The 20,702-nt window shown below is 55.7% G+C and carries 18 protein-coding genes; 14 read left to right on the forward strand and 4 right to left on the reverse strand.

Annotated elements, in window-relative coordinates; translation table 11 throughout:
- The first annotated feature begins 95 nt into the window (after positions 1 to 95).
- The 3 genes from FTE24_RS10085 to FTE24_RS10095 all read left to right on the forward strand — a co-directional run bounded on the left by FTE24_RS10085 (position 96) and on the right by FTE24_RS10095 (position 4,308).
- The gene (locus FTE24_RS10085) at positions 96 to 2,123 is read left to right on the forward strand and encodes a beta-galactosidase (RefSeq protein ID WP_202111829.1); all 2,028 of its coding nucleotides are present in this window, start codon (positions 96 to 98) and stop codon (positions 2,121 to 2,123) included.
- Between the two features lie 216 nt (positions 2,124 to 2,339).
- Positions 2,340 to 3,266 (forward strand): NADP-dependent oxidoreductase, encoded by a 927-nt coding sequence (locus tag FTE24_RS10090; protein WP_150233199.1) that lies wholly within the window; start codon positions 2,340 to 2,342, stop codon positions 3,264 to 3,266.
- A gap of 160 nt (positions 3,267 to 3,426) precedes the next feature.
- Complete coding sequence (locus tag FTE24_RS10095) at positions 3,427 to 4,308, forward strand: CHAD domain-containing protein (protein ID WP_160441718.1); 882 nt, start codon at positions 3,427 to 3,429, stop codon at positions 4,306 to 4,308.
- Between the two features lie 229 nt (positions 4,309 to 4,537).
- On the opposite strand, the gene FTE24_RS10100 is transcribed toward FTE24_RS10095, so the two are convergent.
- From FTE24_RS10100 to FTE24_RS10115, 4 genes are all read right to left on the reverse strand, one after another.
- The gene (locus FTE24_RS10100; RefSeq protein ID WP_150233203.1) at positions 4,538 to 5,248 is read right to left on the reverse strand and encodes an S-layer homology domain-containing protein; all 711 of its coding nucleotides are present in this window, start codon (positions 5,246 to 5,248) and stop codon (positions 4,538 to 4,540) included.
- Positions 5,249 to 5,483: 235 nt separating this feature from the next.
- Positions 5,484 to 6,902: an aldehyde dehydrogenase gene (locus FTE24_RS10105; RefSeq protein WP_150233205.1), complete on the reverse strand. Its 1,419-nt coding sequence runs from the start codon at positions 6,900 to 6,902 to the stop codon at positions 5,484 to 5,486.
- Positions 6,903 to 7,244: 342 nt separating this feature from the next.
- Positions 7,245 to 8,309 carry a hemolysin family protein gene (locus FTE24_RS10110; protein WP_150233207.1) on the reverse strand — a complete coding sequence of 355 codons (1,065 nt, stop codon included), beginning with the start codon at positions 8,307 to 8,309 and terminating at the stop codon, positions 7,245 to 7,247.
- 110 nt (positions 8,310 to 8,419) lie between these two features.
- The gene (locus tag FTE24_RS10115; RefSeq protein WP_141446656.1) at positions 8,420 to 9,724 is read right to left on the reverse strand and encodes a hemolysin family protein; all 1,305 of its coding nucleotides are present in this window, start codon (positions 9,722 to 9,724) and stop codon (positions 8,420 to 8,422) included.
- Between the two features lie 350 nt (positions 9,725 to 10,074).
- Between FTE24_RS10115 and FTE24_RS10120 the strand changes: the two genes are divergently transcribed.
- The 11 genes from FTE24_RS10120 (at position 10,075) to FTE24_RS10170 (ending at position 20,518) form a co-directional block, all read left to right on the forward strand.
- Positions 10,075 to 11,025 (forward strand): sulfurtransferase, encoded by a 951-nt coding sequence (locus FTE24_RS10120; RefSeq protein WP_150233209.1) that lies wholly within the window; start codon positions 10,075 to 10,077, stop codon positions 11,023 to 11,025.
- A gap of 280 nt (positions 11,026 to 11,305) precedes the next feature.
- On the forward strand, positions 11,306 to 12,025 hold the full coding sequence (locus FTE24_RS10125) for an SDR family NAD(P)-dependent oxidoreductase (protein WP_150233211.1): 720 nt from the start codon (positions 11,306 to 11,308) through the stop codon (positions 12,023 to 12,025).
- 266 nt (positions 12,026 to 12,291) lie between these two features.
- The gene (locus tag FTE24_RS10130) at positions 12,292 to 13,287 is read left to right on the forward strand and encodes a LacI family DNA-binding transcriptional regulator (RefSeq protein WP_150233213.1); all 996 of its coding nucleotides are present in this window, start codon (positions 12,292 to 12,294) and stop codon (positions 13,285 to 13,287) included.
- 2 nt (positions 13,288 to 13,289) lie between these two features.
- The gene (gene rbsK, locus FTE24_RS10135) at positions 13,290 to 14,192 is read left to right on the forward strand and encodes a ribokinase (protein ID WP_150233215.1); all 903 of its coding nucleotides are present in this window, start codon (positions 13,290 to 13,292) and stop codon (positions 14,190 to 14,192) included.
- A complete protein-coding gene (gene rbsD / locus FTE24_RS10140; RefSeq protein WP_150233217.1) occupies positions 14,189 to 14,596 on the forward strand; it encodes a D-ribose pyranase in 408 nt (135 codons plus the stop codon). Before rbsK ends, rbsD begins: the two co-directional genes overlap by 4 nt.
- 11 nt (positions 14,597 to 14,607) lie before the next feature.
- The gene (locus tag FTE24_RS10145; RefSeq protein ID WP_150233219.1) at positions 14,608 to 16,089 is read left to right on the forward strand and encodes a sugar ABC transporter ATP-binding protein; all 1,482 of its coding nucleotides are present in this window, start codon (positions 14,608 to 14,610) and stop codon (positions 16,087 to 16,089) included.
- 1 nt (position 16,090) lies between these two features.
- The gene (rbsC, locus tag FTE24_RS10150; RefSeq protein WP_141446644.1) at positions 16,091 to 17,062 is read left to right on the forward strand and encodes a ribose ABC transporter permease RbsC; all 972 of its coding nucleotides are present in this window, start codon (positions 16,091 to 16,093) and stop codon (positions 17,060 to 17,062) included.
- 20 nt (positions 17,063 to 17,082) lie between these two features.
- The gene (gene rbsB, locus FTE24_RS10155) at positions 17,083 to 18,015 is read left to right on the forward strand and encodes a ribose ABC transporter substrate-binding protein RbsB (protein ID WP_150233221.1); all 933 of its coding nucleotides are present in this window, start codon (positions 17,083 to 17,085) and stop codon (positions 18,013 to 18,015) included.
- Positions 18,016 to 18,396: 381 nt separating this feature from the next.
- Positions 18,397 to 19,350 carry a HipA domain-containing protein gene (locus tag FTE24_RS10160; RefSeq protein ID WP_150233223.1) on the forward strand — a complete coding sequence of 318 codons (954 nt, stop codon included), beginning with the start codon at positions 18,397 to 18,399 and terminating at the stop codon, positions 19,348 to 19,350.
- A gap of 1 nt (position 19,351) precedes the next feature.
- Positions 19,352 to 20,098 carry an HIRAN domain-containing protein gene (locus FTE24_RS10165; protein WP_150233225.1) on the forward strand — a complete coding sequence of 249 codons (747 nt, stop codon included), beginning with the start codon at positions 19,352 to 19,354 and terminating at the stop codon, positions 20,096 to 20,098.
- Positions 20,099 to 20,158: 60 nt separating this feature from the next.
- A complete protein-coding gene (locus FTE24_RS10170; RefSeq protein WP_150233227.1) occupies positions 20,159 to 20,518 on the forward strand; it encodes a hypothetical protein in 360 nt (119 codons plus the stop codon).
- Positions 20,519 to 20,702: the final 184 nt, after the last annotated feature.

The following is a 20,702-nucleotide window of genomic DNA, read 5'->3' on the forward strand; positions in this document are numbered from 1 at the left end:
TTTTCAGCCGTTATCCAGAAATTTTTTATCCAAGTGAAGGAGAGTGACTCCAAGTGACCTACGTTTACCCGCCCGTGAGCGACAAAGTCCCTCACATGCTGCACGGAGCCGACTACAACCCGGAGCAGTGGCTCCGCTACCCGGAAGTGCTGGAAGAAGATATCCGCCTGATGAAGCTGGCCAAATGCAACGTCATGTCCGTCGGCATTTTCTCGTGGGCGATGCTGGAACCGGAAGAAGGGGTGTTCACGTTCGACTGGCTCGATCAGGTGCTGGACCGCTTCGCGGCGAACGGCATCTACGCGCTGCTGGCGACGCCGAGCGCGGCGCGGCCGGCCTGGATGGCGCAGAAGTACCCCGAGGTGCTGCGCACCGAAGAGAACCGTGTACGCAACCTGTTCGGGTTCCGGCATAACCACTGTCCGACCTCGCCCGTGTACCGCGAGAAGACGTCGATCATCAACCGCAAGCTGGCCGAACGGTATTCGGAACATCCCGCGGTTATCGGCTGGCATATTTCGAACGAATTCGGCGGCGACTGCCACTGCGAGCTGTGCCAGGCCGAGTTCCGCAAGTTCGTTCAGGAGAAGTACGGCACGCTCGACGAGCTGAACCACGCCTGGTGGACGACGTTCTGGAGCCACAGCGTGACAGACTGGTCGCAGGTCGAATCGCCGGCTCCGCACGGGGAGAAGCAGGTGCATGCGATGAACCTCGATTGGCGCCGGTTCGTCACCAAGCGCACCGTCGATTTCGTCAAGCACGAAACGGTGCCGCTGCGGGAGATCAATCCCAAGCTGCCGGTGACGACCAATTTTATGGAATTTTACGAAGGGCTGGACTACTGGCAGTTCGCGGATGCGCTCGATTTCCTGTCGTGGGACAGTTATCCGACGTGGCATGACGCCGATACGGAATCGAAGCAGGCGGCGAAGATCGCCATGATGCACGATATCGTCCGCTCGATCAAGGGCGGCCGTCCGTTCCTGCTCATGGAGAGCACGCCGAGCCTCACCAACTGGCAGGACGTCAGCAAGCTGAAGCGTCCGGGCGTGCATCGGCTCTCGTCGCTGCAGGCCGTCGCGCACGGCTCGGACAGCGTGCAGTATTTCCAATGGCGCAAAAGCCGCGGGTCGAGCGAGAAGCTGCACGGGGCGGTCGTCGATCACGCCGGGCATGAACATACCCGCGTGTTCCGCGACGTGACGGATGTCGGGTCGGCGCTTGAAGGCATGGACCGGATCGTCGGCACGTCGGTGCCGGCCGAAACGGCGATTATCTTCGACTGGGAGAACCGCTGGGCGGTTAATGATTCGCAGGGACCGCGCAATATGGGCGTCAAGTACGAGCAGACCGTGCAGAGCCACCACGAAGCGCTGTGGAAGCTTGGCGTGCCGACGGACGTGATCAGCATGGATGCCGATTTTGCCAAGTACAAATTGATCGTCGCCCCGATGCTGTACATGGTGCGCGAAGGCGTGGGCGAGCGTCTGGAACGGTTTGTCGAACAGGGCGGCACGCTCGTCGTGACCTACTGGTCCGGCATCGTGAACGAGACGGATCTGTGCTTCCTCGGCGGATTCCCGGGTCCGCTGCGCAAGGTGCTCGGCATCTGGTCCGAAGAACTGGAAGGGCTGCACGACCGCGACCGGAACCGTCTTCGCCTGAACGGCAGCGGCGAGCTCGGACTGTCCGGGGATTATGAAATTTCCGAACTGTGCGACCTGATCCATCTGGAAAGCGCGGAGAGCCTGGCGGAGTACACATCCGACTTCTACGCGGGACGTCCGGCGCTGACCGTCAACCGTCTCGGCGAAGGCGAAGCGTATTATATGGCGGCCCGCACCGGCGGGACGTTCCACGACGATTTCTATACGGCGCTCGTCCGCCGCTCGGGCATTTTCCGCACGCTGGACGTGCCGCTGCCGCCGGGCACGTCGGCGCATCTGCGGACCGACGGCGAGAGCGACTTCGTATTCGTGCAGAACTACACGCCGGACGCCGTGTCGTTCCCGCTCGACAGCCGTTCTTACAGCGATCTGGACGGCGGCGAACCGGTCGGTACGCAGCTTGAGCTGGCGCCGTACGATATTCGCGTTTTGGAACGCCGCAGGGACGCGTAGCGGGACGAAAGGTTTCTTTTTGAAGTCACCGACCCGGCTTATGACCCGGTTCCCGGGACCGTCGTTTGCGACTTGACAGCGCTGAAACAAGCCCGTTCGAACCCTTCTTCCGTATCGGAAGGAGGGTTTTTTCATACAAAAAGGGTCTGGGCAAGGCAGCAGGGGTAATAGCATGGGAAGCAAGGCAACCCTGTTACAGAAAGGTGAGGATGAAATTTGAAAGCAATCGTAATTGACGAGTTTGGTGGACCCGACAAACTGCAAGAACGGAACGTACCCGAACCGAAGATCGATGCGAACCAGATCCTGATCAAACTGTATGCGACGTCGGTGAACCCGGTCGACACCAAAATCAGGGAAGGCGCGATGGGCGCGGCAGCCGGTCCATTCCCGCTCGTACTCGGCGGAGACGTCGCGGGCATCGTCAAGGAAGTCGGAGACAACGTCAGCCGCTTCAAGCCGCGCGATGCGGTATTTGCCCGGCCGCGCGTGTTCGGCACCTATGCGCAGTACGTCGCGGTAGACGCGGACGTCGTCGTGAAAAAGCCGGACAATCTGAGCTATGAAGAAGCGGCGTCGATTCCGTTGGCCGGCCTCACGGCCTGGCAGGCACTGGTCGATCACGGCAAAGTGAAGGCGGGCGACAAAGTGCTGATCCATGCGGGCGCCGGCGGCGTCGGCACGCTTGCGATCCAGATCGCCAAAGCGCTGGGCGCGGAAGTGGCTTCGACCGCAAGCGGCAAAAACGCCGAACTGCTGAAGTCGCTCGGCGTGGACCATGTCATCGACTATACGCAGGAGGACTTCTCCGAAGTGCTCTCGGATTACGATATGGTGCTCGACACGATGGGCGGAGATATTCAGCACAAAAGCTTCAAAGTGCTCAAACCGGGCGGCTATCTCGTCTCGATCCTCGAAAAGCCGGACGAAAATCTGGCGAAAGACCTCGGCATCCATACGGCCCATTTCATGATGGAACCCAAAGGCGAACAGCTGGAGAAGCTGGCCGAGCTGATCAAGCAGGGCAAATTGAAGCCGGTCATCGATTCGACCTACTGGTTGAGCGAAGAAGGCGTCCGTGACGCGCATACCAAAAGCGAAAGTCACCACGCCGTCGGCAAGATCGTCATTCGCGAAAAATAAACCGGTTCGGCGGGCTATCCTTTTCTGCCGCGCCCCGGTGTGAAAATATTCGTCAAAAACAAAGCCTCCCGGCAGACGGGGGGCTTTGTTTCGGGTAATGATACGGATAGACAGCATCGAAGCAGGCAGAGGGAATCTACCGAGAAGGAGTGCGAAGCAGATGAGCAATGAACGGGAATCATACGTATTGACGATGCAGGAGGATACGCCGGAGCTGATCGAACAGTGGCGGGACGCGCTGGACGAACTGTACACGGAATTCCGCAAACGCAGCCGGGCCGCGCTCAAAGATTACGACGTCGAAGACGTGCATCAGGCGAGGGTGAGCGCGCGCAAGCTGCTGACGCTGCTGCCGGTGCTTGACCCCGACGACGAGAGCGGGCTGTACCGCCCGATCAAAAAAGCGCAGAAGCGCTTCGGCCGCGTGCGGGACGCGGACGTGCTGATCGGCGAGTTCAAGCAGCTGCGGCAGGAAGCGAAGGAAGCCGGGCGAGGCGACGAGTCCAGACTGTTCAAACGGATGGCCAAGCTGGAAAAAGAAGAACGGCGCAGCCAACGCAAAAAGCTCAGCGCCAAACTGCCGAAGATCGTGAACGGGAAGCTGGATCGCCAGTGGAAGATGTTTCTAAAAGAAGACCTGCCGGAACTGGCCGCGCGCGCGGACGTTATGGGCGGTGTGCGCGAACTGAAAGACGATTACCGCAAACGGCGGCATGTGTACCAGGTGACAGCGGATCGCGCGGGTGTGTACAGCGACGAAGCGCTGGATGCGCTGCATCAGGTACGGATTGCGGCCAAGCGCTGCCGGTATACGGCGGAAGCGGCGGCGTTTGCGCTCGGCGACAAGCAGGCGGAAGACGCCGAACATTTCAAAAGCGTACAGAAGCGTCTCGGCGAAGTCAATGACCGCCATGTGCGTATCCGGATTGCCGACGACTACGGTCCCGAAGCGCTCGGCGCGGACGAGGCCGGCTGGAACGCGTTCCGGGAGCGGCTCGACGCCCAGTTAAAAGAAGCGCTCGAAGAAGTGGGCGAACTGTAAGCGGTATCGGATCGGAATCGTCGCAAGCCGATGACAGGGTCAAAAAGAGCCGTTAGCGGCGAAGTCGCCAAGAAACCCGGTTCTCCTTCAAGGAGAGCCGGGTTTCTTGTGCATGCAGGGTAGAAATGCGGGGAAATAACGATAGATCGGGCAGGGCGTGAACGCTGCTCGGCGCTTTGTTCGAGGTCAGGTATTCGGGGCAGCCGCCTTGCTCAAGCAGGCAGCCGACTTACTTGGCCGGCGGTTCCGGATTGGCCGGCATGTCCGGGGCGGAGGCCGGGGTTTTTGATGTATTTTTCAAAAAATCGATCGTGTCATACAGCAGCACGGCGGCTTCGGCGCGGGTGATTTTGGCTTTGGGATTCAGGGTGCCGTCGGCGTTCAATTTGAGAATGCCGCGCGAGAGCGCACGCTGGATCGAACCCTGGTATTCCGGGGTCAGCTGGTCTTCGTCGCCGATCGGCTGCGGCTTGATGTTGATCAGCGGCAGGTTGCCGGACGTCTCGACGGCCTGCATCAAGTAATGGATATACGTCTCCTTCGTCATCGGCGCGGCGGGATCGACGGATTCCGGCAGCTTCACGCCGTTGAAGTGGGCGTTGACGAACGCTTCCGCGTACCAGGCGTCGTCCGCGACGGCCGGGAACAGATCGTGCGCCGTCGGCACTTTGCCGGCTTCGAACGAGATCGCCGCGAGGCTGAGCTGCAGACCGCCGGCGATAAACTGGATGCCCTGGGCGTAGTTGAGCACCGACTTGGGCTGGAAGGAAGCCGTGCTTACGCCTTTGACCAATCCTTCGGTTTTGAGCGCGTCGATCTTCGCTTGTCCGCTCACGCCGTTCAGGTCGCCGAAGCCGGCGCCTGCGGCAAACAGCTGACCGCCAAGCGACAGGGAGAGCACGGAGACGGCCAATACGGAAGTCATGCTTTTTTTGTTCATTTTCTGTTCCTCCTCAAGGTGGCGGACGGCGCTTAGGAGACCGGCTTGGATAACATCCGCTGCGATAATCTTTCTTACTGCCTCAGACGCGCAGCCGCCGGGAAAGGTTGCAGCGCAAAAAAACCGTTCCTGCCGCGGGGATTTCCGGGGCAGGAACGGTTCGGTTATGACGAACCGTTCGGATCGAGAGGAACCGTTCGGTTGAAGCGGAGATTCGATCCGTCAACGGTTCGAATTATTTGAGCATTTTTTTGGCCAGCTGCATTTGCTCTTCGCCGTAAGGCGGGAAGAACAGCGTCGTGCCGCTTTCGGCCGAAGGGCGCTTCAGGATACTCTTCTGGTGCGAGAACGTGCGCAGGCTGTGCAGGCCGTGATACGAGCCCGTGCCCGATGCCCCGGTTCCGCCGAACGGCAGATGCGGGTTCGATACATGCAGCAGCGTATCGTTGATGCAGCCGCCGCCGAACGGTACTTTTTCGAGTACGCGGTCCTGCACTTCCTCGTCGGTCGTGAACAGGTACAGCGAGAGCGGACGCGGATGCGCGTTGACCTGGCGAATCGCGTCGTTCAGGTCCGTATACGTCAGCACGGGCAGAAGCGGTCCGAACAGTTCTTCCTGCATGCTGGCCGCATCCCACGAATCGATATCCAGCAGCGTCGGTTCGATAAACTTCGTATCCCGGTCGCCGCTGCCGCCGAAGACGATCTTGTCTTTGTCTTTTTCCAGGATGTCGGTTAGACGGTCGAAGTGGCGATGATTGATGATACGGCCGAAGTCCGGGCTGCTCGCCATGTCTTCGCCGAGGAACTCGCGAATCGCGTTCTTGAGCGCAATCAGCAGCTGGATCTTCTTGCTCTCGTGCACGAGCACGTAATCCGGCGCGATGCACGTCTGGCCGGCATTGACGAGCTTGCCCCAGACGATGCGCTTGGCTGCCATGCGCAGATCGGCCTGCTTGTCAACGATAGCCGGGCTTTTGCCGCCCAGTTCCAGCGTGACCGGAATGAGCTGCTTGGCCGCCGCCTGGGCGACGATACGGCCGACTTCCGTGCTGCCCGTGAAGAAGATATAGTCGAACGGCGAGTTGATCAGCGCGTTGACCGTGTCTTTGCCGCCGTCGATGACGCGGACGTAATGGTCTTCGAACACGTCGGCGAGCAGCTGCTTCACGACGAGCGAGACGTTAGGCGTGCTGTCGGACATCTTGATGACCGCGCAGTTGCCGGCCGCGATCGCGCCGACGAGCGGTTCCATGACGAGCTGGAACGGATAGTTGAACGGTCCGATGATCAGCACGGTGCCGTAGGGTTCGTTGATGACGAAGCTGCTGGCGCCGGCGAGCGTGATCGGCGTCGCGACGCGCTGCGGCTTGGACCAGCGATACAGCTCTTTGCTGATCTCGGAAATGCTGTTCAGCACGAAGCCGATTTCCGTCGTGTAGGCTTCGAACGCGGGCTTGCCGAGATCCGCGTGCAGCGCTTCGATCAGCGCGGGCTCGTACCGCTGGATAGCGGCTTTGAGTTTCTCCAGCCGGCGAATCCGGAATTTGTAGCTGCGCGTACGGTCGGTATCGTAGAAAGCGCGATGCTCTTCGAGCATCTGCGTCACTTCTTCGGAATTCCATTCTTTTGCAATCGTGTCCTTTGCGATCATAAAGATTGACCTCCTCGGGGGATGGAATGCTTGAACCGGTAGTTACCCATTTATAAAGTCCTGTAAAAATCATAGGGCTTCCGGAGGGCTAAAGTCAAACTTGCCGGAAGCGTGACGTTCGCAACAACAAAGCCGATGAACCTCAATAGCTTTATTACCCACATTCACGGTCAAGCGGAACAAAAATCGGCGGAAAAACGAGATTTGTCGGGAAAAGACAGCGTTCGGACGTGCAAAAAGCCCCGTTCTGCCGCAAAGCGGCAGCCGGGGCTTGCTGGATGAATCTGCTGCACGGCCGGCCGGAAGCCGCCGAATCGTCGAACCGGCGGTCCTGTAGGCCGGTTACAGCGGAGCGAGCGGCAGACGCACGCCGTCCGCTTCGTCGCGAATATCGCCGACGATCTCTTCCAGAATGTCTTCCATCGTCACGAGGCCGATCGTGCGGCCGCCCGCGTCCGACACGGACGCCATATGCACGCGGTTCGCCTGCATGCTGAGCATGACTTCGCGCAGCGTGGCGGTCTCCGTGAACTGCGGCAGCTTGTGGATAAAGCCTTCGATCCGGCCGTCCCGTCCCGCCGCGATAGCGGTCAGCACTTCCTTGCTGTGCAGGAAGCCGATAAACACGTCCGGGTTGCCGTTCGTGACCGGATAACGGGTATATTCGTGTTCGCTCAATTTCTCGATCAGTTCGCTCTGCGGCACTTCCTTCGCGATCTTGACGATCTTGTCCGAAGGAATCATGATTTCGCGCAGCGTACGGTCGTCGAAAGCGAAAATGTTGTTGAGGTACTGCTGTTCCGTTTTGTTGATCTCGCCGCTCTCGTAACTTTGTTCGACGAGCCATTTCAGTTCTTCTTCCGAGTGCACCGATTCGTGGCCGGCCGGCTTGACGCCGAACAACCGAAGCAGCAGCGTCGCGGAACCGTTAAGCAGGCGGATAAAAGGAGCGGTCATGCGTCCGAAGCGGTACAGCCACGGAGCGAGCATGAGCGTCATCTTCTCGGCGAACTGGATCGCCAGCGTCTTGGGCGCGAGTTCCCCGAGCACGACGTGCAGGAACGTCACGAGCGCAAGCGCGATCGTATACGACAGCACAGTCGCGGCTGCGGCCGGAACTTCGAAATGATCGAAGACCGGATGCAGCATCTTCTCGACGGTCGGTTCCCCGAGCGCGCCGAGCACGAGAGCGGTAATCGTAATGCCGAGCTGGCAGGCGGACAGGTAATAGTCGAGGTCCTGGGCGACTTTCTTCGCCATGACCGCTTTCTTGTTGCCGTCCGCGACCAGTTGGTCGAGCCTCGACATGCGCACTTTCAATATGGCAAATTCAGCACCGACGAAAAAGGCGGTCAGGCCGATAAATACGGCCACCAAAAACAAGTTTAACGCAATTGATCCGTCCAATAAATTCCCTCTTGCGAGGGATTCACCTCCATGAAATTAGGATTTGGAAACCGGGAATCGGGTAAAGCGGCCGAGCGGCGCTGCCGGAACAAGCCTGACCGGCGAAAACTTTACTGTTCGGTATAGTTCAGCCGTACCCGTTTGATTTGCAGGTCGTCTTTTTCCGTGATGGTCCACACATGATCGTTGTCGATCAGCTTCTCGCCTTCGGCGGCCGACGTGCCTTTGCGGTGCTGGATCCAGCCGCCGATCGTGTCGGTGTCGCTGCGTTCGTCGAACGTTACGCCGAAGCGCTTCTCCAGCTCGTCGAGCAGCACCCGTCCGCTGATCACGTATTCGCGTTCGCCGGACTGGCGGATCTCGGAGATCTCGTCCGCGTCGAACTCGTCCCGGATCTCGCCGACCAGCTCTTCCATGACGTCTTCCATCGTGACGACGCCCGCGGTGCCGCCGTATTCGTCGACGACGAGCGCGATGTGCATACGTTCCTGCTGCATCTTGAGCATCGTTTCCTGGATCGACGTCGCTTCCGATACGTTCGGGATGCGGCGGATAAACTCTTCGAGCCTGCGCGCGCGTCCGGCGATAATGTGCGGAAGCATCTTTTTGGCGTTGACGACGCCGATGATCCGGTCTTTGCTGCCGTCTTCGGTCACCGGGTACCGGGTGTAGTTGTTCTCGTCGAGAACCGCAATCAATTCCGCGTATTCCATATCCTTGTCGATCGTCACGAGCTGCGTCCGCGGCACCATGATGTCGCGCGCCACGCGCTCGTCGAACGAAAAGACGTTTTCCATGTAGGACAGCTTCGTTTCATTGATCTCGCCGCCCTGATAGCTCTGCGTCATGATGATCTTCAGTTCGTCCTCGGAGTAAATCTCCTCGTGGCCGGACGGCTTGACGCCGAAAGCGCGCAGCAGCAGGCGGGACGTTCCGTTAAGCGACCAGATGAACGGATACATGACCCGGCCGAAGACGTACAGCGACGGGGCCAGCAGCAGCGTCATCTTCTCGGCAAACTGGATCGCCAGCGTCTTCGGCGCCATCTCGCCCACGACCACGTGCAGGAACGTCACGAGGAAAAAGGCGATAGCGTACGAAGCGACCGACGAAGCGGAAGCCGAGACGTTGAGCCAGTCGAAGACCGGGTACAGCAGCAGCTCGACGGCCGGTTTGCCGATCGCGCCGAGTCCGAGCGCCGTAACGGTGATGCCGAGCTGGCACGCGGACAGGTAGTAGTCGAGGTCCTGGGCCACTTTTTTAGCCTTGACGGCTTTTTTGTTGCCCGCCGTGATCAGTTGGTCGAGCCTCGAGATGCGTACCTTGACGACCGCGAACTCCGAAGCGACGAAGAATGCGGTGAGCGCGAGCAGGACGGCCAGAATCAATAAATTGACGATTGTCATTAGGTCCAATAAGTTCCCTCGTACGAGGGATTCACCTCCAGTGAAATTTTAACGACAGACTCGCCTCTTTCGTGTGAATTCCGTTCGAAAGAGACAGGTCCAAGAAACGGTGATCAACGAAAAGTTGTGGTTCAGCGCCTTCCCAAGTCTGCTGCCTCCTCCCTGAATGTATTACTTGTTACTATACCATAACCTTTCGTAACCATGCAGCACCACGTTTGGGTTAATTAAATCGACAAACTTCGGACAAATTTTCCCAGCTCGATTTGACGTTGGCTTTCATGTTGGCGTTGGCTTTCATACCGGCAAGGTGCTATTCTGAGTAAAAAAGCGCTGCCTGTGGAGAGGAGACCATCAATATGCAAAATATCGTATCGAACAAATGGCTGCTGGCGAGACTCTACGAGCCGGAGCAGACGATCGTGGACTGCCGCTTTACGCTCGGACAACCCGAAGCGGGGCGGGCCGCGTACGAACAGGAACATATTCCGGGAGCCGTGCATCTGGATCTCAAGCAGGATCTGTCCGCACCGGCCGGCGATCACGGAGGGCGCCATCCGCTGCCGGAACCGGAAGATTTCGCGGCGAGACTCGCGAAGCTCGGCATCGGCAACGACACGCGCGTCGTCGCTTACGACGACGAAGGCGGCATGAATGCGGCACGGCTGTGGTGGATGCTGCGCTGGCTCGGACACGAGAACGTGACCGTGCTGGACGGCGGATTCTCGCAGTGGCAGCAGGCCGGTTTCCCGGTCGACGACAAGCAGGCCGTCCGCGTGCCCGCGACGTTCACGCCGAACGTGCAGCATCATCTGCTGACCGACGTGAACGAAGTGCAGCGCATCGTCGGCACGCTCAAGGCCGAACGGATCGTCGAGAGCGTACACGAAGAAATGGCGGCCGAGCGCAGCGAAGTGCCGGTGCAGGATATCGAGATTCCGGCCGCCGTCGATCCGCGGGTCTTTTTCACCCCTGTCCTGATCGATTCCCGCGCGCACGACCGCTACCTCGGCCAGAACGAGACGATGGATCAGGTCGGCGGCCATATCCCGGGAGCCGTCAACTTCTTCTGGAAAGATCTATTGAAGGAAGACGGCACGTACAAGAACGCGGAGGAGCTGGCGCAGCACTTCGAAGGCATCGACCGGGACGCCGAGATCGTCGTGTACTGCGGCTCCGGTGTAAGCGCCTGCCCGAATGTGCTGGCACTGGAACAGGCCGGCTTCAAGAGCGTGCGGCTGTATGCCGGAAGCTGGAGCGATTGGATCTCGTACGGCGACAATCCGATCGCGACGGGGGAAGAAGTTTAAGTTGGTTTGAAAGGATAGGGTTGGGTTTGAAAAGGAAGCCCGCGGCGGACGCGGGCTTTTTTGTATGTTCATCGCTGCGACTACAATTTCCTGCATAACGATCATTCCGATTCCGGTGCTGCGGTATTTGGTCGCCGCTTGCTGATTCAGTATCCGCTTTTCCGCTTTTAATGAAATCTTCATTACAATTTCTAGCGGGTGTCATATGCTTACTAAGTGAACGGATATTAATCGAACGGCACAAACACATCAAAAAGCGCATATAAGGAGAGAATCGATCATGAAAAGTCACCTCATCTTCGGAGCCAGCCAAGGACTCGGAGATGCTTTTGCAAGAGGCTTGCCCAAGGCGGGGGATACCATGTGGTTGGTATCGCGGAGCCGTCCATCCAGCCTTGAGCTGCAAGACGGCGTCGAACGAATCTGGATTCCGGCCGACCTGTCCGAAGCGGACGCCGCCCCTATTATTTTCGGGCATATTCAACAAGCGCGGCTGGACGTGGTCGTATACAATTTGGGAATCTGGGAGAGGGAAGGTTTCGAAGATCACTACACGTTCGATCGAGACGAATCCGAGCATATCAGCCGCATGATTCAGACCAATATCACTTCCGCGATCGTATGCCTGCAGGGCCTTCTGCCGAATCTGCGTCGGGCCGATTCCGGCAAGATCATCCTGATCGGCTCGACGGCGGGATTGAGCAACGCGAACAATGCCCAAGTAACCTTCGTCGCTTCGAAATTCGCGATCCGCGGCATCGGTGAAGCGCTGCGCGAGCATTTGCGTCAGGACCGGATCGCCGTCACCTGCATCAATCCGGGCGAGTTGGCTGCCGAGATTCCGTATGCAGAGGGGCGGGAACGCGCATTGGAGGCTTATGGAGGGACTCGTATTCCGTTGCAGGACGTGATCGATTTGGCAAGCTGCCTGATCGGTTTATCCCCGGCCGCCTGCGTCAAAGAGATCCATCTTCCGGCCATGACCGACACCAACGCCTGATTTTTATATGAAAAAGAACTCGCTTCACACGCAGTCGTCTCCTGCACCGACGCACATACGATCCGCTTCTGGGGCCGAATGGTATGCCGGAAGCCGGAGCGACTGGATCTCGTACGGGGGATCATCCGGTGGCGACGGCACGTACGGAATTTCGGTCTTGGAACGGAATTATACCCACAAGGTGTAAATAAATTCGATAAATCTTGAAAGCGGTTTAAAGGTGTGATATTTTATGTGTAACCGGTTACTCATTCGAGGTGAAAAGTATGGTCACGATAAAAGATGTCGCAAAACACGTAGGTGTATCGGTCGCTACCGTATCGCGGGTACTCAACGAAACTGGTTATGTGCACGAAGATACGCGCCGTATGGTGGAAAAGGCAATTCAAGAGCTGAATTATACGCCCAACGAGGTGGCCCGTTCCCTGTACAAGCGCAAATCGAAATTGATCGGATTGCTGCTGCCGGATATTACGAACCCGTATTTCCCGCAGCTTGCCCGAGGCGTGGAAGACCGGATGCAGGAGAGCGGATTCCGTCTGATCTTCGGCAATAGCGACGAGAGCGAACAAAAAGAACACGATTATATCCAGACTTTTGTGCAAAATAACGCGGTCGGCATTATCTCGTCCACCAATTTTCCGGGCATGGAATCGTATCGCCGTTTGAATATACCGGTCGTCTTTTTGGATCGGATCTCCAGCGACCGTCCGGCCGTGTACGCGGACGGTCGGGAAGGCGGCCGGATCGCTGCGCAGCAGATCATCAAGCGGGGCAGCCGCCGAATCGCCGTACTTCAAGGCCCGGCGCATATCCGTCCGGCGCAGGATCGTTTTCAGGGAGCCGTCGAAGTGCTTCAGGATACGGGAATTGCCTTCGAAGTGATTCGGACCGCGTCGTTTGCGCTGACAGAGGCGGAGGAAAAAGCGAAAGAGCTGTTCGCTGCTTTTCCCGATACGGACGGGGTAATCGCCAGCAACGATATGGCGGCGATCGCCGTACTGCACGAAGCGCTCCGATTAGGGAAAAAGGTACCGGAAGAAGTGCAGATTATCGGCTTTGACGATATTCCGCTGATCGGACTGTTGTCCCCGCCGCTGTCGACGATCCGCCAACCCGCTTACGATATGGGCTACAAAGCGGCAGAGTTAATGATCCGATTGATCGAAGGACAACCGGTGGAGCAGCAAAATATCCAGATGCCGGTCGAGTTTGTCGAGCGGGGCAGTACACGAAAAAATCCAGAAAAAAGGCGGGAATAAGCATGAGCGCATATACGAAAAAACAGCCGCGCGTCGTCGTGGTCGGAAGTTGTTCGATGGATCTGGTCGTGACGTCTTCCAGACGGCCGGGGGCCGGGGAGACGGTGCTTGGAGAAAGCTTCAAAACGGTACCGGGCGGAAAAGGAGCCAACCAGGCGGTAGCCGCGGCAAGGCTGGGCGCGGACGTTTCCATGATCGGACGGGTCGGCGACGATTCGCTGGGGCAGACCATTTTGGACAATCTGAAACAAAACGGGGTTTGTACAGACAATGTGGAACCGGTTACACATTGTGAAAGCGGAACAGCGCATATCATTTTGGCGGAAGGCGATAACAGCATCATCGTCGTCGAAGCGGCCAACCGCCACGTAACGCCCGAATATGTGGAGAAAGCGCGCGCAGTGATCGAACAGGCCGACATCGTACTGATTCAGCAGGAGATTCCGGCCGAGACCGTGCTGCTGGTCAGCCGCATTTGCAAGCAGTCCGGCGTTCCTTTGCTGCTGAATCCCGCGCCTGCTCGCCCTGTGGAAGCGGAAGTCATCGACAACAGCGCCTATTTGACCCCGAACGAGCACGAAGCGAGCCTGTTGTTCGACGGAGCGGAGCTCGGCGAAAGTTTGCGGAAATATCCGAATCGCCTGATCGTGACGGAAGGAAGCCGCGGCGCCCGTTATTTCGACGGACAAGAAGAAGCGGTCGTGCCTTCTTATCCGGTCAAAGCCGTCGATACGACGGGGGCGGGCGATACGTTCAATGCGGCATTTGCGGTCGCTTTGGCCGAAGGGAAAAGTATCGCAGACAGCTTGCGCTTCGCCAATCGTGCAGCTTCGTTGTCCGTCACGCGCTTCGGGGCGCAGGGCGGCATGCCGAAGCGTGCCGAAGTGGAGGAGGCGCTGGCATGAAAAAACACGGCATACTGAACAGTCATATCTCCAAAGTCTTGTCTGATCTGGGGCATACCGATTATATCGTCATCGCCGACCTCGGCCTTCCGGTGCCGCCGGGCGTGCCCAAGATCGACCTGGCGTTGACCTACGGCGTTCCCGGTTTCGAGCAGGTGGTTGAAATGGTGGCTGCCGATATGGAGATCGAGAACGTCATGATCGCAGAAGAGATGATCGGGCAAAACGAAGCGGCTTACGCGTTCATGCACGAGACTTTTGAAGCATCGTCGATCGAATCATGCCGTCACGAAACGTTCAAGAAGCTGACCGCGGGCGCCAAAGCCATTATCCGTACCGGCGAAGCCAAGCCTTATGCCAACTGTATTTTATACGCCGGCGTTTGTTTTGGAAACGAAGAATAGGAGGAAGCCGCATGCATATCGAAATGCAGGGCATTCATAAAGCTTTCGGTACGAACCAGGTATTGAAAGGTGTCGATTTCGAACTCAGGGCAGGCGAAGTGCATGCGCTGATGGGCGAGAACGGCGCGGGCAAATCAACATTGATGAATATCTTGGTTGGGCTGCACGCGCTGGACGAAGGCCATATTACGGTCGACGGAAAAGAAACATATTTCCCGAATCCCGGCGAAGCCGAAAAACACGGCATCACGTTTATTCACCAAGAACTGAATATTTGGCCGGAAATGAGCGTGCTCGAGAATCTGTTTATAGGCCGGGAACTGAACCTGCCGTACGGACTGCTGGATACGCGAAAAATGAAACGCCTTGCCCGTGAGCAGCTTCAGCGCTTGTCCGTCGACCTGCCGCTGAACAAGGAAGCCGGTGCTTGTTCGGTCGGACAGCAGCAGATGATCGAAATTGCCAAAGCGTTGATGACGGAGGCCAAAGTCATCATCATGGACGAGCCGACAGCGGCATTGACCGAACGCGAGATCGTCAAGCTGTTCGAAATCATTCGTTCGCTGAGAGCCGAAGGCGTGTCCGTCGTATACATTTCGCACCGAATGGAAGAGATCTTCGCGATCTGCGACCGGATCACCGTGATGCGCGACGGCATTACGGTGGATACGCAAGAGATCCCGGCGACGAACTTTGACGAAGTCGTTCGCAAGATGGTCGGACGCGAACTGACCGAGCGTTATCCGAAGCGGAATCCGAAGCCCGGCGACGTCATACTGGAAGTGAAAAACGCGACGCGACGCGGATTGTTCGAAAATATCAGCTTCAACGTCCGGGCCGGGGAAGTCGTCGGCTTTTCGGGTCTGATGGGCGCGGGGCGCACGGAAATCATGCGGGCGATCTTCGGTCTCGACAAGCTCGACGGCGGCCAGATCGTACTGCGGGGCAAAAAGATCAATATCCGCCGCCCGGAAGACGCAGTACGGCATGGAATCGGCTTCATTACCGAAGACCGCAAAGACGAAGGTCTTGTGCTCGACTTCTCGATTCGCGAAAACATGGCGCTGCCGAACCTGTTCAGTTTTACGTCCAAAGGCTTTATCTCATCGCGCAAAGAGCGCGAGTTCGTGGATACGCTGATCAAGCGATTGCAGGTCAAAACGCAGTCTGCCGAGACGCCGGCCAGCAGCCTGTCGGGAGGCAACCAACAAAAGGTCGTCATCGCCAAATGGATCGGCATCGGACCGAGTCTGCTTATTCTCGACGAACCGACGCGCGGTGTGGACGTGGGCGCCAAGCGTGAAATCTATCAGTTGATCAACGAGCTGACGGACCGCGGCGTGGCGATCATTATGGTGTCCTCCGAGCTTCCCGAGGTACTGGGCATGAGCGATCGGATCATCGTGGTGCATGAAGGCCATATCGGCGGCGAGCTTGCGGGCAGCGAAGCGACGCAGGAAAATATTATGACTTTAGCGACAGGAGGACAATAAGATGCAAAAATCAGCTTCCGCAGCCGACTCCGGCAAACGCTTCAAATTATCGGAGGTTACGCAAAAACTCGGTCCATTGCTCGGGTTTATCATTTTGGTTGTGATCGTGTCGATATTGAACCCGGCATTTTTGGAACCGCTTAATATTTTGAATCTGTTTCGCCAGGTGGCGATTAACGCGCTGATCGCGTTCGGCATGACCTTCGTCATTTTGACCGGCGGCATCGACCTTTCGGTCGGATCGATCCTGGCCTTATCCAGCGCGTTCGTAGCCAATCTGATGCTGGCCGGCGTCGATCCGATCTTCGCGATTCTGATCGGCTGTATCGCCGGCGCGATCATGGGGGCGGTGAACGGCCTGTTGATCACAAAAGGCAAAATGGCTCCGTTTATCGCGACGCTTGCCACGATGACCGTTTTCCGGGGCTTGACGCTCGTCTACACCAACGGAAATCCGATCACGGGTCTGGGCGACGATCTCTCGTTCCAATTGTTCGGCCGCGGTTATTTCTTGGGGATTCCGGTTCCGGCGATCACCATGATGATCGTATTCGCGATCCTCTGGACGATTTTGCATAAAACGGCTTTCGGCCGCAAAACGTACGCGATCGGCGGCAACGAAAAAGCGGCCATCGTATCGGGCATTAAAGTACACCGCGTCAAGATCATGATCTACAGCCTGGCCGGTCTGCTGTCCGCCTTGGCGGGCGCCATCCTGATGTCCCGTCTGAATTCCGCGCAGCCTACGGCCGGACAATCGTACGAACTGGATGCGATCGCGGCGGTCGTACTGGGCGGAACCAGCCTGACGGGCGGACGCGGATGGATCGTCGGTACGCTGATCGGCGCGCTGATTATCGCCACGCTGAACAACGGTTTGAATCTGCTCGGCGTCTCCTCGTTTTTCCAGATGGTGGTCAAAGGCGTCGTGATCCTGATTGCCGTACTGATCGACCGCAAGCGGTCGGCTTAAAACAGAAAGAAGGTGGCCTTATGAAAAAATTAACGACTACGCTCGTCGCTTTACTGGTTGTCTTGATGCTCGGCGGCTGCTCCATGCAGCCGCCGGCATGGGCCAGAACCAATCAGGCATCCGACTCCGGCAAGATCAAAATCGGATTGTCGATCTCGACCTTGAACAATCCGTTCTTCGTCTCGCTCAAAGACGGCGTAACGGCGGAAGCGCAAAAGCTGGGGATCGAAGTGATCGTCGTCGATGCGCAAAACGATTCGGCCAAACAAAGCAACGACGTAGACGATCTGCTGCAGCAGGGCGTGAACGCGCTGCTGGTGAATCCGACCGACTCGGCCGCGATCTCTTCCGCGGTGCAGGCAGCCAACGTGCTGGATATTCCGGTTATCGCGCTTGACCGTTCCGCCGATCAAGGCGACGTGAAGGCCCTTGTCGCCTCCGACAATGCCAAAGGCGGGCAAATGGCGGCCGAGTATCTGGTGCAGCAGCTTGGCAAAGGTGCTAAAGTGATCGAGCTGCAAGGCGTGCCGGGCGCGTCCGCGACCCGTGAACGGGGACGCGGCTTCCACGAGATTGCCGATGTGCAGCTCGACGTGATCGCCAGTCAGGCAGCCGATTTCGACCGTACCAAAGGACTGACCGTCATGGAAAATCTGCTGCAAGGCAATCCGGGCGTGCAGGCCGTATTCGCGCATAACGACGAAATGGCGCTCGGCGCGATCGAAGCCATCCAAAGCTCGGGCAAAGATATTCCGGTCGTCGGCTTCGACGGAAACGACGATGCGCTGACCTCGATCCGGAACGGCAAACTGACCGCGACCGTGGCCCAGCAGCCGGATCTGATCGGCCAACTGGCCGTGAACGCCGCGCGCGACGTGCTTCAAGGCAAGGAAGTGGAGGCCTCCATTCCGGCACCTTTGAAGCTTGTGACTACAGAAGATTCGCAGCCGTAAAGCCGAACACGACCTCGCGATCTGCAGGAGAGCAGAAAACGAGGTCGTTTTTTTCGTCATGATACGGGTAGCCTGAAAACTAGAATTGAAGGAAAACGGCACGTGCAAAAGCGCGAAAGAGATTTAAAATGGTTTGGTTTTACAATTAGATAAGATAAAAAGATAAACCCGCGTCCAACGCGAGTTTTTTGTATGAGGATCAGAACGTTTGTTCCTAATTCAAAGTTGTTATGTTAAAATAATTGTAAAGGAACTCAAATCAATTATCCTGAAGAGACGTTAATTATTGGAGACTTGACTACCTGTATGAATTGTATGGAATTGGATTATAGTGAAGAGAACGATGATAGATTTAGACTAAACGTTTAGGAGAACTCTACCATGTACCCGATTATTGATATCTCTTCTTGGGAGAATGAAGAAATCTATGTTTCCGGATCAAAGGAAAAACGTTGGTACAGAAATCCTCAAACTAGAAAGCTCCATCTTTTTAAGCTGCCGGTTTCTCTTACTAATGATAATTGGAAAATTGCCGGAGAGCATACAGGAGAAATGTGGTCAGAAAAGATTTGTTCGGAATTGGGAAAAACTATAGGGTTAGATATACATGAGTGTAATATAGCTCGCTTAGAATTAAGTGAAGAATCTATAAATTATTATGGTATTAATACAGGAAAGCTTGAAGGAAAAGAGCTTTACGGAGCATTATGTACATCGTTTTTGATTGAAGAAAAAGAAAGTCTGATCGAAGGCGCGGATATGATCATGGAGATCGATCCGAGCTACGATAGAAAGACTTTGCGAGGAGAAACCGAGGTTTACAGCTATGATTTGCTTGAGCGTCTTTTTTTACAGTATGGAGAGTTGGAGTATTTGCACAGAATGATCATTTTTGATACTTTAGTCGGCAATACAGATCGTCACCAAGATAATTTTGGGATGATTAGAAACGAACTTACCAAAGAGGTGAGAATGGCCCCTCTATACGATAACTCTTCAAGTTTAGGGAGAGAGCTGCCTTTGCGTAAGGTAGAGCTTATGTTTAAAGATTCTAAAATGTTTAATTCCTATTTATTTGGGCGAAAAGCATCTTCTTTAATTAAATGGGGAAACTCAGAAAAAGTTGAAAAGCTAAATGCCTTTGAACTGTTTAAAAATGTAAAAAGTATAAATCCCCAGATCGTAACCTACATAAAAGACTTGAAGATATTGACGGATAGTCAGATAGAGTCGATAGTGAATCAGGTACCGACCCTTGTAATGGACGAAGTAAGAAAAAGGTTTGTCTCTACTGTTCTAAAGAAGAGGAGAGATCTTATCTTAAAGGAGCTCTAATATGCCGGAAAAACATACTTATCATAAATTACTGCTAGTTTGGAAAAGTCCAAGGAATAAAGCGAATTATGCAGTAGGAACGCTTGAATTAAAGGATGAGCAATATTTCTTTTATTACAACCACGAAATTTATAAACAAGCAGTCAAAGAAGGATTCGTACCTTTTGTGGGCTTGAGCGACGTCGAGACCATTTATCAAAGCAATAAACTTTTTTCTTCATTCGAAAGAAGAATTCCTAATACCGATCGAAATGATTTTAAAAGATTTTTAAAAAGCCACAAAATTAATTCTTCAAACGTTGAATGGGAATACTTGTGCATTACACAAGGACGACTTGCAACTGACCAAATCTCTTTTATTGCGCCTATTATCTATGCATCCAACTCTAATGTTGCTTTACTGAATGTTGATATTGCAGGTTGGTCTCATACTAAAGATGAAGTACAGGATTACCATATCGATGATCCAATCAGCGTGCAGTGGGATGCGTCAAATGAGAAGGATAGAGAAGCTGTAGAAGTCGTGTTAGATCATAGGGAAAAATTGAGGCTTGGTTATATTCCAAAACCTTTCAATGCATTCTTTTATAAGGTTCTAAAAGACGGGTTTGATATTCATGCGAGAATCCAAGCCAAAATTCCTGAAGAAAACCGTCCATTGATTTTGGTTGTTTGTGAGATGGATGAGAATTCTTTTGAAAAATTAAAAGAATTGCATTATATGTTTGAGGTTCGGAATTGGATCTGAGATTTGATGACGCAGAAGCAAGCGCCGTCCGCCAAAAATCATTCGGAAGGAAAGTGAAGCATGAAAGACAAGTTTTTCGAATTCGGGCGCAAGTCGGCTGTAGAACTGATCCGCACCTTGTTCTATGCGGGCACGCTGCCTATTTTGTACGCTTCTTATCGATTCGGGGAGCATTTCGCTTTGGCGCATCCGGTTCTGGGCACGGTTTTTCGGCAGGACGATTTTTATCGGGTAGGCGAGAAACCCGGCTGGATCCTGGGTTTGATGATGGGCGGCGCTGCTTTGATCATTCTGGTCACGCTGTGGAAAGCGCTCTGCGAGATGCTGCTGATTGTGCTGAGATACTTCGAGCGGGGAACAGGCGGCGCGATTGCTTCTGGCAAGCGGACACGGAGGAAGACGCGGCGCAGTCGGCCCTGAGCAGGAGCGGCTTGCTTGGGCAGCGGCCCACTTGGGCGGCGTATCGGTTCATTGGCCGGCGATGGACAAGCTGATGGATAAGCTGCACGCTGGGTTGCCTGGCGTAGGCGCCTGCTTGGAAGGTATGGACATGGAACAGGCCGGCTTGTCGATGGACAAGCCGGCCTGTTTTGGCGCGTAACGA

It is taken from the genome of Saccharibacillus sp. WB 17 (assembly GCF_008634075.2).
GTDB lineage: Bacteria > Bacillota > Bacilli > Paenibacillales > Paenibacillaceae > Saccharibacillus > Saccharibacillus brassicae.

Bases quoted from the DNA above. Each gene is read 5' to 3' on its own strand.
- rbsB (WP_150233221.1), top strand. From the start codon at position 17,083: ATGAAAAAATTAACGACTACGCTCGTCGCTTTACTGGTTGTCTTGATG.
- rbsD (WP_150233217.1), top strand. From the start codon at position 14,189: ATGAAAAAACACGGCATACTGAACAGTCATATCTCCAAAGTCTTGTCT.
- FTE24_RS10165 (WP_150233225.1), top strand. From the start codon at position 19,352: ATGCCGGAAAAACATACTTATCATAAATTACTGCTAGTTTGGAAAAGT.
- FTE24_RS10145 (WP_150233219.1), top strand. From the start codon at position 14,608: ATGCATATCGAAATGCAGGGCATTCATAAAGCTTTCGGTACGAACCAG.
- rbsC (WP_141446644.1), top strand. From the start codon at position 16,091: ATGCAAAAATCAGCTTCCGCAGCCGACTCCGGCAAACGCTTCAAATTA.
- FTE24_RS10105 (WP_150233205.1), bottom strand. From the start codon at position 6,902: ATGATCGCAAAGGACACGATTGCAAAAGAATGGAATTCCGAAGAAGTG.
- FTE24_RS10095 (WP_160441718.1), top strand. From the start codon at position 3,427: ATGAGCAATGAACGGGAATCATACGTATTGACGATGCAGGAGGATACG.
- FTE24_RS10125 (WP_150233211.1), top strand. From the start codon at position 11,306: ATGAAAAGTCACCTCATCTTCGGAGCCAGCCAAGGACTCGGAGATGCT.
- FTE24_RS10085 (WP_202111829.1), top strand. From the start codon at position 96: ATGCTGCACGGAGCCGACTACAACCCGGAGCAGTGGCTCCGCTACCCG.
- rbsK (WP_150233215.1), top strand. From the start codon at position 13,290: ATGAGCGCATATACGAAAAAACAGCCGCGCGTCGTCGTGGTCGGAAGT.
- FTE24_RS10120 (WP_150233209.1), top strand. From the start codon at position 10,075: ATGCAAAATATCGTATCGAACAAATGGCTGCTGGCGAGACTCTACGAG.
- FTE24_RS10170 (WP_150233227.1), top strand. From the start codon at position 20,159: ATGAAAGACAAGTTTTTCGAATTCGGGCGCAAGTCGGCTGTAGAACTG.
- FTE24_RS10100 (WP_150233203.1), bottom strand. From the start codon at position 5,248: ATGAACAAAAAAAGCATGACTTCCGTATTGGCCGTCTCCGTGCTCTCC.
- FTE24_RS10130 (WP_150233213.1), top strand. From the start codon at position 12,292: ATGGTCACGATAAAAGATGTCGCAAAACACGTAGGTGTATCGGTCGCT.
- FTE24_RS10160 (WP_150233223.1), top strand. From the start codon at position 18,397: ATGTACCCGATTATTGATATCTCTTCTTGGGAGAATGAAGAAATCTAT.